Source organism: Pseudoteredinibacter isoporae, from assembly GCF_040372805.1.
Taxonomy (GTDB): Bacteria; Pseudomonadota; Gammaproteobacteria; order Pseudomonadales; family Cellvibrionaceae; genus Pseudoteredinibacter; species Pseudoteredinibacter isoporae_A.
Map to the genome: position 1 here is coordinate 97,215 of NZ_BAABWJ010000005.1, position 13,088 is coordinate 110,302.

Here is a 13,088-nt window from a genome sequence, read left to right on the forward strand (position 1 = left end):
ATCTATCCCCCTTCGCCTTGGCTATACTGGCAGCGCCCGAATAGCTCACTCGATAGAACATAGGAGTTGATATGAAGCAGCAAAGCAATATGGCAAAGAGCCGTCTGTCTCTTGTGGCCGTCTTGTGCATGGGTTTACTGTGCTCATCTGCATTTGCACAGGATGAGGAACTCAGCGTGAAAGATCTTGGCTGGATTGACCGCAGCCACATCCAAAAACAAATTGATTCTATCGATGAAATCAGTCGCCGTAACTTCGGTGGAGGTCTGCACGGTACCAAGCAAGATTTAAAGCTGATGCAGCGTATTATTGATCGCAGCTTGATCAAGCGAGATGACCGCTTAAAGCTACAGGCACTCGGCGCCGTACTTGGTCAAGTTTTGGTCAACGAAGAAAAGCTGGAATGGCAAAACTATGAAGACAGATTGGGTAAAAGCCGTGCCGTTTGTGTTCCCAAAACACAACACTGCCTCTTCCCTATCACAATGTTGTCCCGCCGTATGGAAGTTGGGCTATTGCCCCGTGTCAATGACATTTATAAGAATGCCATTGAACGCATCGAAGCTCATATGCCGAAAAACCCCTATGACGTGGACGGCGGAAAATAAACCACGCGGTCTCAAAGACAGGCGTTCAGAGGCATTGCCACTTTCTGGTAATGCCTCCACTTTCACACATTAGCTTTCGCCTTGATCACTGCCACCCATGCTTGGGGCATGTGAAATAATTCGATCAGCCAGTCGGGAAAAGGGCAAACTTTGCAGCCATACCGTACCCGTGCCACTTAACTCCGCCAAAAACAAACCTTCACCACCGAAGAACATACTCTTCAAGCCGCTGGCCAAACGGATGTCATAATCAATCCCAGAGGTAAACCCAACAATACAACCGGTATCGACTTTCAGAGACTCACCCTTCAGCTCTTTTCGCACCACGGTTCCTCCCGCGTGCACAAATGCCATACCGTCACCGTTTAAGCGCTGAAGGATAAAACCTTCTCCGCCAAAAAATCCTGCGCCCAAACGCTTTTGCAAAGCGATGCCAATACGCGTGCCCTTGGCCGCGCAGAGAAAACTGTCTTTTTGGCAAATTAATTCGCCGCCAATCTCAGACATATCAACGGGAACAATGCTACCGGGAAATGGTGCGGCAAAAGCCACTTTAGATTTTCCGGCGCCTTGATGAGTAAAGTGCGTCATGAATACAGACTCACCAGTCAAGGCACGCTTTCCCGCTCCCCACAGTTTCCCCAGAATGCCCTGCTCCGCATCAGAGCCGTCACCCATTTTGGTTTCGAATTCGATGCCTTCCTCAAAGTAATTCATCGCACCGGCTTCAGCGATGACCGCTTCACCTGGATCGAGCTCCACTTCGACAAGCTGCATGCTCTCACCGATAATTTGATAATCAACTTCATGACACTGTTTGTTCATGGCGGTTTCCTTTGGCCGAAAAGTAGTCGTGCTCTTTACACATTAAAGAGCCGAAGTGTAACCAGATTCGAGGCGAGTAGACAAGAAAAGCCCGGCACTGGGCCGGGCGCAAGCATAACTGACTAGAAACAATTTAGAACAGTTTTGGGAGAGATTCAGTAGTTGCCGAGATCCTTGCTTAAGCGCTGACGAGCCGCACTCAGTTGATTTCGGTAAGTCACGGCTAAAAAGCTCGGGTCGTTCACACCCTGATCTTTCAAGCGTTTGCGCTCCTGATGCAGGTAGCGCGCAAAATTGTGGTATTTGGCTTTATCCAGTCCGTAGAGAATTTTCACCCAACGGTTGATGCACTCAATATAGTCATGCCCCTGCAATTCAAAATAAGGGGTAAACTGGTAATGGATACCCTGCAAGGTTTTTTCGCCCGGTGCGCTAAAGCCCCGCGGAGGCATATACGTCGCCATGTAGCGAAAAGGGAACAGCATCCACAGCCAGAGTTGTTTTAAGACCTGCCAAACCGCGTTCACAGGCAAGCACAAGAGATACACCAGCAGTTGCAAGGTGAAACACCAGGAAGAACGAGACCAGCTCAGGGAACTCATAGTCAGGGAATCTAAAAAGCCACGCCCATCAAAAGACCTTTTCACCAGGGCACGACGTTGTATTTTGCGCCCGACTTCAAAGCACTCTATTTCGGCTTCGGTTAGCAGCGTGTCGGAAAATACCAGACTTTTCATGCCATTCCCTGCATTGGCTACGGTTTGCACAACGACCTCCACTAGCATGGCCACCTTTCAAGCCATGCGTTATTACTCAAACTGGAGAGATTGTGACAAAGTGCAACTTAACCGGGTCTGAACTGCTTGGATTTTCACCCACTAAAAATGGTTAAAGATGCTGATAAGACTCGACCCCGCGCTCAAGTAACTGCCTTGCCAGCAGTTCATCAAGATGGGCCAGATCTGGCAGGCTGAGGCTGACATAGGGACTGCCCTCACGCTCATAGTATTCCTGGCGCTGAAATTGAGCGCTGATCTCCTGAGGGCTCAGATCCAGCCCCCACACTTCCAGGTACAGGCGACTGTCAGGCAGATAAAACTGGCTTTTCAAACTGCGTTCTCGGGGTAAGGCCCGACCACAGCTATGCCCGAGGCCCGCCAGATACAGCCAGTCCCCAACCAGTTTCAGAGCTCGACATGGGTGCTCTTGGCCATCCAAAGCCACGCAACTGTGTTTCTGGGCCAGTTCCTCTTCGCTGAGCACACTCCCGGCAGCAAGATCCTGTAGCTCTGCGGCTAAAGGCTTCAGGCGGTCCAAAAAGTCCTGTTCCCAGAGTGCGTAGGTACGCCCGGAAGGTTCATGGGTGTGAATACTGCCACCACACTGTCGTCCAAATGGGCTCAAGCGCCATCCACGAATGTCCCGTTCAATCAGGCCCTGCTCCGCCAGTAAAGCGTTGACCTGACGTGCCTTGATGGAGAATTTCTGCGCAATAGCTGAGGCGCTGAGACTGCCAGGCTCTCGATCGGCAAAGATGGCGTGCTCACAGACCCGCGATGGCCAAACAATGTAGTCACCATAGCGTTTGCTGTGTCGTATTTCGCCACCCTCAAATTCACCTTTGGCGGTCAGCTTCCAGCTTTCGTCCAAATATTGAATCCAACCGGCGTCCAAAAGCGTCTTGGTCAGCACTTTTAACGGCATATCAAGCTTCTCAGCCAGTGCCGTGCGGGAGTAAAAGCCCGCCATGGTTTCATTTCGTTCTTTGGACACAGTGTTCCCGTCAGCAGTCGTCGAAAGCGCGAATTATAGCCTATTTCAGTGCACTTTTGAGTAGCCCTGGAGCGCTTATTGGGAGCACGTAGGCGATAGGAATCAAGCATCTGGAATTCAGGGGAATATCGACATCACGCACACCCTCCGGTATGGTGGCGCCTTTATTTGATTCGCAGAGATGTCCCTATGGACCCACAAAAGCTATTTGCCAAACACGATATCAGCACCTCGGATATTGATCAGATATGCCAAACGTTTAAGGCTCGCGTAAAGGATCAAGCCCTGCCACGCCAAGCCGAGGTTTTACTCGAATCTGCCGCTGTTGATTTGGCTCTGGGGGCGATTGAAATGAGTCAGGAAACCCAAGCCGCCCTGGACGACGCCCTGTCTCCCAAAGACCTGATTCGAGTTCTGACTGGCTGCCAACTCAGCTGATAATCGTATTATTGGCTTTTGGCTGCCTGAGGCAAGCCTTCGAAGTGGTTAAGAGCCTTACTGAAACCAAACAGTGAATGAATCGACGTTACCTTTCGCCCATCCAGCGCGGCAAAATTCAGTCGTAACTTTCTGCCCGCCTGCATTGCTTTTACCAACTCATCCTGTAGCGGATAAGTCAGCATGCATCCGATTTGAGTGCAGTAAGAATAGCCGTAGTTCTTTTTAAAAATTTCTTTGTCGTCATAACGCAACACGCTGAGATCGACGCCGTGATCAATACGCGTCATTAACGGGACCGTAAAGGTAATCAATATCGACGGTCCTTTTTGATGTAAGGACACTGAACTGATGACTCGCTTTTTATCGTCCAAAATGTATTGATGAACAATGCAATCCCCATCGGTGCAATTCAGCACCCAGTCCTTAAAGATTGTGCGATCGCTTTCCCGTTGCGCGGCACGGTTGCCAGGCACGGGAGTTGAAACGTCATCGGGTAATGCCCTTGGTTTACTTAAATTGGTGGTTTTGCTCGGCGTTTGATTCAGTTCAACTTGGGCCACCGCAGCAACTGGGAACAACAATGTTGCCAGCAACATCAACTTTCTAAGTGAAACAGACATACCCTTTTCCATCCAACTATTTTCCACGATTTTTATCGAGTGATTGATTGTAAAAATAATCTGGCGCTTCGTTTCCGAGACCCAAACCGAAGCTCAGGTCAAACACCGTGGTGTCAGAGCAGTATGCCTCTATTTAATGCTGATGGCCACCGGGGCCGTGAGCGTGACCGTGATCGATCTCAGAAGCCGTTGCTTCACGAACCGACAGTATTTCAATATCAAACTGAATATCTTTACCAGCCAAAGGGTGGTTTGCATCGATGTCAACGTTTTTTAAGCCCACTTTAATAACTGTTGCCTGCTTTTGTCCCTGATCGGTATTGATATGAACAATGTCTCCCAACTTGGGCTTTTTATTACCAAGAAGATGTTTGATAGGCACACGCTGAGTCCAATTTTCGCGCCTTAAGCCATAGGCCTTTTCCGGGCTCAGCTTGACGCTGAATACATCCCCCGCTTCGTGATCCAACATCGCCTCTTCTAGGGAGGACAAAATGTTACCGTAACCGTGCAAATATAAACTGGCTTGCTCGCCGTGTGAACTTTCCAATTCTGTTGCTGGTTCTTCGGCGCTGTTCCACAGCCGGTAATGAAAGGAAACAACAGTGTCTTTTGTAATCTTCATGGGTCAATCTCATGTCTAGCGTTTATTGGACCTGGCCAATGCCGCTTTGGTTTTACTGGTCGCCAGTGCCTGCAATGGGTCATCTGGCCATGGGTGTTTCGGGTAGCGTCCCTTCATTTCTTTTTTAACATCCTGGTAAGCATTCTGCCAAAAGCTGCTAAGATCCTGAGTAACAGCCAGCGGCCGCCCTGCAGGCGACAACAGCTCAATACTGATGGGCAGTTTGCCTTGTAATAATCTGGGGCTTTCGGTACAGCCAAACATTTCCTGCAATTTTACCGCCAACACTGCGGACTCACCTTGATAACTCAGAGTCTTTTGCGCACCACTCGGTACGCCAAACGTCGTCGGTAAATGTTTATCGAGGTATTGTTGCTCTTCCCAATTCATCAACGCCAGAATACTGTTTTTTAAATCCAGTGATGCCAACTCACTCAGTCTGTTAATACGCGTCAATTCTGGCGCCAAAACAGGCTCAAGACGTTCAAGGATTTCCGGCCATTGTATATGCAGATGACCCTTATCAGGCTCCAGGCGATGAAGCCAGTTAATCCGCGCGGTTAGTTGTTGGCAGTCATCCTTAATCACCAAACAATCACGATGGTGCTGTTTGATGTAATTCATCAGAGCGGTGCTTTTAAGTTCCGGCGATACCGATGCGAGTTTCTTTTTATCCAACAATAAACGACCAAGATAACATCGTTCTTCCGCCACAAAGCGCCCTTCCAGTTTGTCCCAGTTGGTGTAGGCTTCGTAGCGTAATTGATCCCGGCAATGTGTTTGAATACTGTCCAAGCTTGCAGCTGCTGCCAGATAAATTCGATCGTACTGCTGGCCTTTTCGACCACCGAGTTGCGCCGCCAGCAGAAATGCTTCCCGACTTAATGGGTCTGTAGCGGCCAGCATCGCCTGACGACCATTACTCAGCTGATAAATGTAATAACCGTCGTTATTTTGTCGTAAGCGTTTCGCCAGACGATCAGGGTATGCGAGCAGCAATAACTCGGCAGCAGAACCGGGTGATGACGTATTCATGCTCCCCGCGGACGTTGCTTCTTGCTGCCCCAGCTGTTGAGTCATTTGTTTAACACTGCTACGGATACGATGACGAGCACCGGGATTGTACTTAGTGTCGTGGTCTCCGGCCAGCCACTGTAAGCGCAATTCAATATCACAACTGTTTGCACGCTGCCCCAGCGGATCCTTCTCCATGAGTAAGGCCGCAATTTGGGTAGCCAACGAAGCTTGATCTCCCGACAGAGCGAGCATATGTGCCAATCGTGGATGCATCGGCAGTTGGACCAACTGCTCACCATGCTGACTCACCTGCATAGTGGGAAACGCCTGAGCATCTCGATCGCTTCCTAAATCCTGGAGAGCCGAAAGCGACGCCAGTAATTCACAAGCTTGCCAAGCATGGGCCTGTGGCGGAACATCCAACCACTGCAATTCATCCAATGTTTGTGCTCCCCAGGCAGCAGTCTGAAGGCAAAGCGGGCTGAGATCTGCTCGCAAGATTTCAGCTTGACCATGTTCCGCGAAGCCTTCTTGTTCGCTTTCGTGCCAGAGCCGCAGACAATAACCCTCCTGCAGACGCCCCGCTCGCCCGGCGCGCTGTTTACTGCTGGCCTTGGAACAGCGTTCGGTAAGCAGGCGATTCATTCCGGTGTTCGGGTCAAAGGCAGAACTGCGCTTCAAACCACCATCAATCACCACCGTCACGCCATCAATGGTGAGACTCGATTCGGCAATATCGGTCGCCAGAACAATTTTTCTGAATCCACTTTTAGCGGAAGCAATAGCCTCAAACTGTCTCTCTAAAGGCAGGTCGCCGTACAAAGGTGAAAAACACAGCTGATTTCCCGATGTATCTCGCCAATCGACAAAGCGTTCCTGTAGATATTCCAGACAGAATTTGATTTCTCCTTGCCCGGGCAAAAAAACCAGTACCGCGCCGGGCACTTTTGTCAATGCAATGTGCAGTGCTCTCTCCAGTCGTTCAGCCATTTCTTGTCGATAGCATCCAGACAAACTGAGCTGTCCCTGATATTCCACGTTAACTGGGTATTGTCGTCCTTCGCTTTGAATCATTGGTGCCTCAGGAAAGCGCTGCTGCAACTGCTCGCTTTGCAGCGTCGCTGACATCAGAAGGATTTTCAACGTCGAGTCTTCGCGAAAAATGTCCCTCGATTGCAGAGCCAATGCCAACGCCAAATCGCCATCCAAATGACGCTCATGCATCTCATCAAAAATGAGCAAGCCAACACCTTCAAGCTCTGGATCGTTCTGCAATCGACGTAAAAACAAACCTTCGGTCATCACTTCCAGGCGAGTTGATTTGCTCACGCGGCTTTCCATACGTACGCGATAACCCACTGTCTGCCCCACCGACTCACCTAACAAGACGGACATTCGTTCAGCTGCCGCTTTCGCCGCCAAGCGTCTCGGCTCCAACACGATGATTTTTTGGCTCTTAAACAGGCCGAGCTTGAGCGCCAGCAGTGGCAGAATAGTGGTTTTGCCTGCACCGGGAGCTGCCTGCAAGATCAGCGTATCAGCTGAACCTTCCAGCGCTTCTGCAAGTTCGGGCAGTAATTCCAGAATCGGTAAATCGGGCAGAGACAAATCCGCGAGAAGTTCGGAAGCCACACTCATTATTACTGTTCGCCGAAGTCGAGCACGTCACGACTGGGGTCAGCACTGTTAACCCAACGTAAAAACGCGTCACCCAGAGCAAGGCTCGCTGTCATGGCCTGGCGCCAACGCGCTTGACGAATGTCATTACGGCCTTTGTAAATCGAAAAATCCTTTCGATCAGGTAAACGCCCATCCGGTAACTGCGCGATAAATTCAGCACTGGGCGAAAGCATAATGACATTTTCCAAGTCTTCCGCTTTTGCCTTGCGAGAGGCATAAAACTTATCAAACCAGTTTGGCACCAAATAGTTATAAAAGTGCGGATACAGAACCAGACCAGGTTCCTGCCAAAAGCGTTGAGGAATGGGATGGTAATCGAGCAAACCGCCGTCGCGGTATAAACCGGGTTCAGCGCCCTCTATCTCGCGGATGGGATCCATAATATAAGGGATCGCGGCTGAGGCCCGTAAGGCAGCCCTGAGATTGTCTTCCCCCAGACTGATGTGCTGAGTGCGCACTCCAGGCTCTTCTTGCAATGCCGGTTTATTTCTCGGATCGCTGAACACCGCTCGTTCGAACATTTGGCCATAACCGCCGCGCCCGAGAGAACGGTAAAAACCTTCTGCCATACCAGCCGCCAACCGCCATGAACGCTCCTGCCCTAAAAAACTCCGGCACTTTACTGCTCCACAGCTATAGCGCAAATAGGGGTGCGTTAAGATTTGGTCAATATGCGCATCAGGTAAAAAAGTTTGCAAGATGCGTTCGGTTTCGTAGACGACATCTTCGGGTTTGGCTTTTTTGGCGTAGCTTTGATTGATGTATGCATTGGCGAGTTTTTCCAATGCTTCGCCAGGCTGGCGTTGGCAGGCTGCGGCGAGCTTCCAGGCACCAACCGAGGTACCATACACTTTTATTGCCGACTTCTCGTCCAGGGTTTCACTTGATTTGCCACTCGTACCGGCAGGCAGCCACTGCTCAAATATCGCCCGATCCAGACCGTAAATTGCCAACCACTTTGCCGCACCTGAGGCGCCAAAAATGGTTGAAATGTCTGCCGGGCTCAGGCCCCGCTCAGTGATATGGCGCTTTGCTTTGGGGCCTGCATAAATCTCGAGTAAAGCCATAGTGTCTACGATGTTCAGCTCAACAAATCGTTATTGTAACGTTTGTGGCCTGGCCTTGCAGCATGGCTCAAACGCCCATCAGTCTGCGAAGCTCAGCACGACTTTACCGCCTTTACCTGCCTCCTGGCTTAGGCCCAGGGCTCTCTGGTAGTCGGTAAAAGGCACGACTTCACTGATATCGGAATGGAAAATCCCTTTAGCGGACAATTTGCCCATTTGACGGACAGTGGACAACAAACTCAGCACCGATTGTTGCCCCAGCCAATTACCGGCAAAAAAACCTTCAACTCGGGCCCCTGGCATCATCAAATCACGAGCGGGAATGGTGCACTCATTTGCCCCCAGTGTGCCATAGAAAAGCAACGTACCCGAGACCCCAAGACAACGGGCCATGTCACTGGCTAAATCGCCGCCAATGCAATCCATTGCGTACTTAACACCCTGCCCCTTGCTTATTTCCGCCACTCTGGCCAAGAGATCTTCTTCAGGATAAACAATGACCTCGTCGGCCCCCAAAGCCAGTAAGCCCTCTTTCTGTTTTGACTCTCGCACGAGGTTAATTGTGCGAAAACCAAATTCTTTACTCAACCGAATGACCATTTTTCCCAACGCAGAATTGGCGCCGCTTTGCAAAAGGTATTCGCCTGTGTCGACTTTCAACACCTTGCGTACCATGGCAAAACTCGACAAAGGATTGATGGTGTACATTGCGGCCTGATCATGGCTCAGACTGTCTGGAACCGGAATCGCTTTTTTGGCATCAACTAATGTGTATTCCTGCCAGGTACCTTCCGGCGGTCCGGCACTGATCGCCACGCGCTTGCCTTTCAGGCGACGAGCCATAAGACTGCTGCCGCAGGCATCGACAATCCCAACCCCTTCTCCACCGAGCACGTACGGGTGCTCGGGATAACGCATTTGCCGAGCCGGATCGAAATAGCATTCGTTTTGGCCATAGTTCCAGATCAAGCGCCCGAGAGCATCGCGGTAATCACCACGAATAAAATTGAAATCCGAAGGATTCACTGCCGCTCTGAGCATGCGAACTCTTACCTGCCCAGGGCCAGGCTCCGGTTTCTCACGTTCGGTGATGGACAAACGGGAAAGATCATCTGCAAAATCTTGGGCCACAATCGCCTGCATGTTTCTAACCTCTATAGTGGTTTCACTTGTTTATGGTATTCACGGTTATAGCGCATCCATACCCGCTCGGCTGTCACGGAATTCCAGGTTTATGGGATATCGGCATTATTCTGGGCGGAAAGCTGAGGATTGTTCAATCAATGCACGGAAGTCATCCGGCATTGGACAGGTTTTCTTTTGTGTTAAGTCAAAATACACCAGTGTTGAGCGGGCATTCAACAGTTGACGATTATCCTGAAAAACGTCGGTTCGAATGCAGAGGGAACTACGCCCAAGTTCAGAGATCCAGCTGTGATTACTGACTTGCTGACCAAAGTAACCTTCAGCCATAAAATCCATATTGACGTTAGCTAACACAAAATTGAAACCTTCTCGAAAGGCAATTTCATCGCGATTCATGAGCAAACTGGTTCGACTCTGTTCAACCCAAGCGCTGTAACTCACATTATTGATATGCCCTAATGCATCGGTTTCACAGAAGCGGGGCATAAAGTGTTCAATCAGCATCTTATTTTCCTTGTTGTCTGCTTTTTGAGCCATACATTCCGGCCTCGAGGCGACCGGTAAATTTTTCCTGGATTGCGCCATTTGCTATACTGCGCACCTTGAGCAATCCAGGGGATCGAGGGCGAGTTTAACATGAAAATTTTGGCGAATTTTGACAGAAAAAGGCTATTGCCCGGCGCGCTTGTCGCCCTGTTCAGCGTAGTATTAGTCGCCTGCGGCCCGGCTCCAGACAGTCCGCCACAGCGCATCGTCAAAGGCCTTCCCTGGCAGATCAATAATTTTGACGATGGCAGCAGTGAAGTCTTTGGTCTCCGCCTGGGCCATACCACCCTGGAGGACGCTCTACAGATCATTGGCAAGGACAGTGAAAGCGCCATTGTGATCGACCAACAGAACCACGCCAGCCTTGAGAGTTACATCAGCCACTACAAAGCAGGTCCCCTACAAGGCAAGCTTATTCTGGTGGTCGATATTCCCGCCAGCCAACTGCAACAGATGATTCAGAATCTGGAACATGGCGATTATATGGCCAGCGGGGCCCGTAAATTACTGCCCACCGATGCCGATTGGGACATCGCCAAGCAAACGCCAATCGCGAGCATCAGCTTTATTCCCGCCATCAACCTCGATGAAGACATCATTGTGAATCGCTTTGGTCAAGCCGGTACACAATTGCACTCTAAAGAGGTGGATCACTTTCTCTATCCCGATAAAGGACTGGACATCGCCTTAAGTGAAGATGGTAAGGAAGTACTGCAATACATTGCACCACGTCAGTTTCACAAGTTAAGTCAGCCCTTGTTGAATAATCCGAGTTTTCAAGTGGCCAACAACAACTGAACCCGATTCGGTTTTCACCCACAATTCAACCGCAAGAGAGAGCGCCATGGCCATTCAGTGGTATCCCGGGCATATGCACAAAGCCCAAAAAGAAGTACGCGAAGCGGCCTCGCAGATCGATTTGTACATCGAAGTGCTTGACGCTCGCCTTCCCTATTCAAGCCAGAACCCCATGATCGCAGAATTGCGCGGCGACAAACCCAGTATTAAGGTTTTGACTAAAACTGATTTGGCTGACCCACAACGCACCGAAATATGGCAACAGCATTTTGAACAGGAAGCCGGTGTAAAAACCCTGGCGATTACTAATCAGCAATCCTCCAAAGCCAAAATCCTGCCCGACCTCTGTCGTAAGCTGCTGCCAGATACCAATCAGTTTAAAACCATCAACGCGATGATTTTGGGCATTCCCAATGTCGGAAAGTCCACCTTGATCAATACCCTGGCTGGGCGCTCCATAGCCAAAGTCGGCAATGAGCCAGCGGTAACCAAAGGCCAGCAAAAAATTAATCTTCGCAACGGTATTATGCTGTGGGATACGCCTGGCATGTTATGGCCCAAAGTGGAGAACGAACACAGTGCATACCGTCTGGGCGTGTCCGGCGCGATTAAAGATACGGCGATGGAGTATGAAGATATAGCTTACTACGCCATCGGTTTTTTACAGAAACACTACCCCGAACTGCTGAAAGCGCGCTATCAGCTCAACGATGTGTATGACAGTGAAATAGACAACCTTGAAGCCATCGCCAAGCGACGTGCCTGCGTTCGCGCCGGCGGCCGCGCTGACTTGCACAAGGTTTCAGAATTGTTGATCAAAGATCTACGCAGTGGGCAAATCGGTGACATTACTCTGGAGACGCCCGATATGATTACCCACGAGCTAGCCGACGTTAAGCGTATCAAAGAGGAAAAAGCGGCACAGAAAGAAGCACGTCGCAAAGCGCGTGCCCCCCAGCGCGGAAATCATTCATAAACACAGAAACAGTCAATAAACGTTATATCGCTAGGGCTTTGCAAATGGCAAGGCCCTAGCAGCCACAGCAACTCCCCAACGCTTATCCTCCATTTTAGCTTCCAGGGATTGAATCCCCAGAACCTGCCAATAACCTTTATGACGTTGCAAAATGGGCCCACCGGAGTCTCCCTGAATAATTTCACAGTTGTGATCAAAAGACGCACCGGAACGATTCCAGGCCAGAATCTTACACCCCTCTTGCGCGGTCAGCACTTCCGGTCGATCTCGCCGATACCCCGCCAATGTCACTTCAGCACCGGATGCGATTCGACGCTTTTCCGAGAGCGGTAAGTACCCAATTTTATCGCCAATATCCTGCTGCAAATCCAGAATGGCCCAGTCGGTATGTACCGTTTCCAGATCAATCTGACCGGTCGCGTTAAACCTTCCAGCAGCCATAAAAGAATGAATGCGGCTGTAAGCCAAATAGTTGCCCTGGGAATAGGCAGCAACAAAGTGGATGTCTTTAGGCTTATACCAATCTTTTCGATAGGCATCCCAGAGACAATGAGCAACAGTCAAAACCTTGCCAGGGGCAATAAGAACCCCGCTGCAATAGTGGGATGCAGCGACGTTTACCTGGCCAATGGCACGCCAAGGCCATTGCAGGGAATCGACCTGGCGCCGCTCTTCCGGGTAATTGAGGTGTAGACCACGTTCATCCAATTGAATGGCCCCTGTATCACCACGACTCTTTTCAAGCAGATGGTGCGGGACGCTGGTCACCGTAGATGATTGATCAGTATTGGCTTGGCTTAATGGCGCACTGAACGCCCAAGCAGCGAGTGCCCATCCGAGCAACACTTTATTCATGGCCACCTCCATGGCTACACAACGAAGATAAGCTTTGAGCTTATTATCTAATCAGTGTAGCCAAGAAATGATCACTAAAGTGTATACAATTCATTCTGCATTATTGCCAGG

The 13,088-nt window shown here is 50.2% G+C and carries 14 protein-coding genes; 4 read left to right on the forward strand and 10 right to left on the reverse strand.

Annotated features, from left to right (window positions below; translation table 11 throughout):
* The first annotated feature begins 71 nt into the window (after positions 1–71).
* Positions 72–608 (forward strand): DUF3806 domain-containing protein, encoded by a 537-nt coding sequence (locus ABWW03_RS11745; protein WP_353408528.1) that lies wholly within the window; start codon positions 72–74, stop codon positions 606–608.
* Positions 609–677: 69 nt separating this feature from the next.
* Here ABWW03_RS11745 and ABWW03_RS11750 read toward each other — a convergent pair whose 3' ends face one another.
* From ABWW03_RS11750 to ABWW03_RS11760, 3 genes are all read right to left on the reverse strand, one after another.
* Entirely contained in the window at positions 678–1,433 is a 756-nt protein-coding gene (locus tag ABWW03_RS11750; RefSeq protein ID WP_353408529.1) for a TIGR00266 family protein, read from the reverse strand.
* A 155-nt stretch (positions 1,434–1,588) separates the two neighbouring features.
* Positions 1,589–2,200, reverse strand: a complete 612-nt coding sequence (locus tag ABWW03_RS11755; RefSeq protein ID WP_353408530.1) for a hypothetical protein — start codon at positions 2,198–2,200, stop codon at positions 1,589–1,591.
* Positions 2,201–2,321: 121 nt separating this feature from the next.
* Positions 2,322–3,206 (reverse strand): hypothetical protein, encoded by an 885-nt coding sequence (locus tag ABWW03_RS11760; protein ID WP_353408531.1) that lies wholly within the window; start codon positions 3,204–3,206, stop codon positions 2,322–2,324.
* 189 nt (positions 3,207–3,395) lie between these two features.
* On the opposite strand from ABWW03_RS11760, the gene ABWW03_RS11765 reads away from it, so the two are divergent.
* A complete protein-coding gene (locus ABWW03_RS11765) occupies positions 3,396–3,644 on the forward strand; it encodes a hypothetical protein (protein WP_353408532.1) in 249 nt (82 codons plus the stop codon).
* An 8-nt stretch (positions 3,645–3,652) separates the two neighbouring features.
* Here the strand turns inward: ABWW03_RS11765 and ABWW03_RS11770 are convergent, their stop codons facing one another.
* The 6 genes from ABWW03_RS11770 to ABWW03_RS11795 form a co-directional block, all read right to left on the reverse strand.
* Positions 3,653–4,267, reverse strand: a complete 615-nt coding sequence (locus tag ABWW03_RS11770; protein ID WP_353408533.1) for an invasion associated locus B family protein — start codon at positions 4,265–4,267, stop codon at positions 3,653–3,655.
* Positions 4,268–4,400: 133 nt separating this feature from the next.
* Positions 4,401–4,892, reverse strand: a complete 492-nt coding sequence (locus ABWW03_RS11775; RefSeq protein ID WP_353408534.1) for an FKBP-type peptidyl-prolyl cis-trans isomerase — start codon at positions 4,890–4,892, stop codon at positions 4,401–4,403.
* 15 nt (positions 4,893–4,907) lie between these two features.
* Positions 4,908–7,547 carry an ATP-dependent helicase HrpB gene (gene hrpB / locus ABWW03_RS11780; RefSeq protein ID WP_353408535.1) on the reverse strand — a complete coding sequence of 880 codons (2,640 nt, stop codon included), beginning with the start codon at positions 7,545–7,547 and terminating at the stop codon, positions 4,908–4,910.
* Positions 7,548–7,549: 2 nt separating this feature from the next.
* Positions 7,550–8,656: a patatin-like phospholipase family protein gene (locus ABWW03_RS11785; protein ID WP_353408536.1), complete on the reverse strand. Its 1,107-nt coding sequence runs from the start codon at positions 8,654–8,656 to the stop codon at positions 7,550–7,552.
* A 78-nt stretch (positions 8,657–8,734) separates the two neighbouring features.
* Positions 8,735–9,799 (reverse strand): zinc-dependent alcohol dehydrogenase family protein, encoded by a 1,065-nt coding sequence (locus tag ABWW03_RS11790; protein WP_353408537.1) that lies wholly within the window; start codon positions 9,797–9,799, stop codon positions 8,735–8,737.
* 105 nt (positions 9,800–9,904) lie between these two features.
* On the reverse strand, positions 9,905–10,339 hold the full coding sequence (locus ABWW03_RS11795) for an acyl-CoA thioesterase (RefSeq protein WP_353408538.1): 435 nt from the start codon (positions 10,337–10,339) through the stop codon (positions 9,905–9,907).
* 99 nt (positions 10,340–10,438) lie between these two features.
* Here ABWW03_RS11795 and ABWW03_RS11800 point away from each other — a divergent pair, with 99 nt between their 5' ends.
* Together ABWW03_RS11800 and ylqF are read left to right on the forward strand one after the other, a co-directional pair.
* Positions 10,439–11,146, forward strand: coding sequence for a hypothetical protein (locus ABWW03_RS11800; RefSeq protein ID WP_353408539.1), 708 nt, complete (start codon positions 10,439–10,441; stop codon positions 11,144–11,146).
* 46 nt (positions 11,147–11,192) lie between these two features.
* Positions 11,193–12,122: a ribosome biogenesis GTPase YlqF gene (gene ylqF, locus ABWW03_RS11805; protein ID WP_353408540.1), complete on the forward strand. Its 930-nt coding sequence runs from the start codon at positions 11,193–11,195 to the stop codon at positions 12,120–12,122.
* A gap of 30 nt (positions 12,123–12,152) precedes the next feature.
* On the opposite strand, the gene ABWW03_RS11810 is transcribed toward ylqF, so the two are convergent.
* The gene (locus ABWW03_RS11810) at positions 12,153–12,977 is read right to left on the reverse strand and encodes a trypsin-like serine peptidase (protein ID WP_353408541.1); all 825 of its coding nucleotides are present in this window, start codon (positions 12,975–12,977) and stop codon (positions 12,153–12,155) included.
* Positions 12,978–13,088 lie beyond the last annotated feature (111 nt).

Bases quoted from the DNA above. Each gene is read 5' to 3' on its own strand.
- hrpB (WP_353408535.1), bottom strand. From the start codon at position 7,547: ATGAGTGTGGCTTCCGAACTTCTCGCGGATTTGTCTCTGCCCGATTTA.
- ABWW03_RS11765 (WP_353408532.1), top strand. From the start codon at position 3,396: ATGGACCCACAAAAGCTATTTGCCAAACACGATATCAGCACCTCGGAT.
- ylqF (WP_353408540.1), top strand. From the start codon at position 11,193: ATGGCCATTCAGTGGTATCCCGGGCATATGCACAAAGCCCAAAAAGAA.
- ABWW03_RS11795 (WP_353408538.1), bottom strand. From the start codon at position 10,339: ATGGCTCAAAAAGCAGACAACAAGGAAAATAAGATGCTGATTGAACAC.
- ABWW03_RS11790 (WP_353408537.1), bottom strand. From the start codon at position 9,799: ATGCAGGCGATTGTGGCCCAAGATTTTGCAGATGATCTTTCCCGTTTG.
- ABWW03_RS11745 (WP_353408528.1), top strand. From the start codon at position 72: ATGAAGCAGCAAAGCAATATGGCAAAGAGCCGTCTGTCTCTTGTGGCC.
- ABWW03_RS11800 (WP_353408539.1), top strand. From the start codon at position 10,439: ATGAAAATTTTGGCGAATTTTGACAGAAAAAGGCTATTGCCCGGCGCG.
- ABWW03_RS11810 (WP_353408541.1), bottom strand. From the start codon at position 12,977: ATGAATAAAGTGTTGCTCGGATGGGCACTCGCTGCTTGGGCGTTCAGT.
- ABWW03_RS11775 (WP_353408534.1), bottom strand. From the start codon at position 4,892: ATGAAGATTACAAAAGACACTGTTGTTTCCTTTCATTACCGGCTGTGG.
- ABWW03_RS11785 (WP_353408536.1), bottom strand. From the start codon at position 8,656: ATGGCTTTACTCGAGATTTATGCAGGCCCCAAAGCAAAGCGCCATATC.
- ABWW03_RS11770 (WP_353408533.1), bottom strand. From the start codon at position 4,267: ATGTCTGTTTCACTTAGAAAGTTGATGTTGCTGGCAACATTGTTGTTC.
- ABWW03_RS11750 (WP_353408529.1), bottom strand. From the start codon at position 1,433: ATGAACAAACAGTGTCATGAAGTTGATTATCAAATTATCGGTGAGAGC.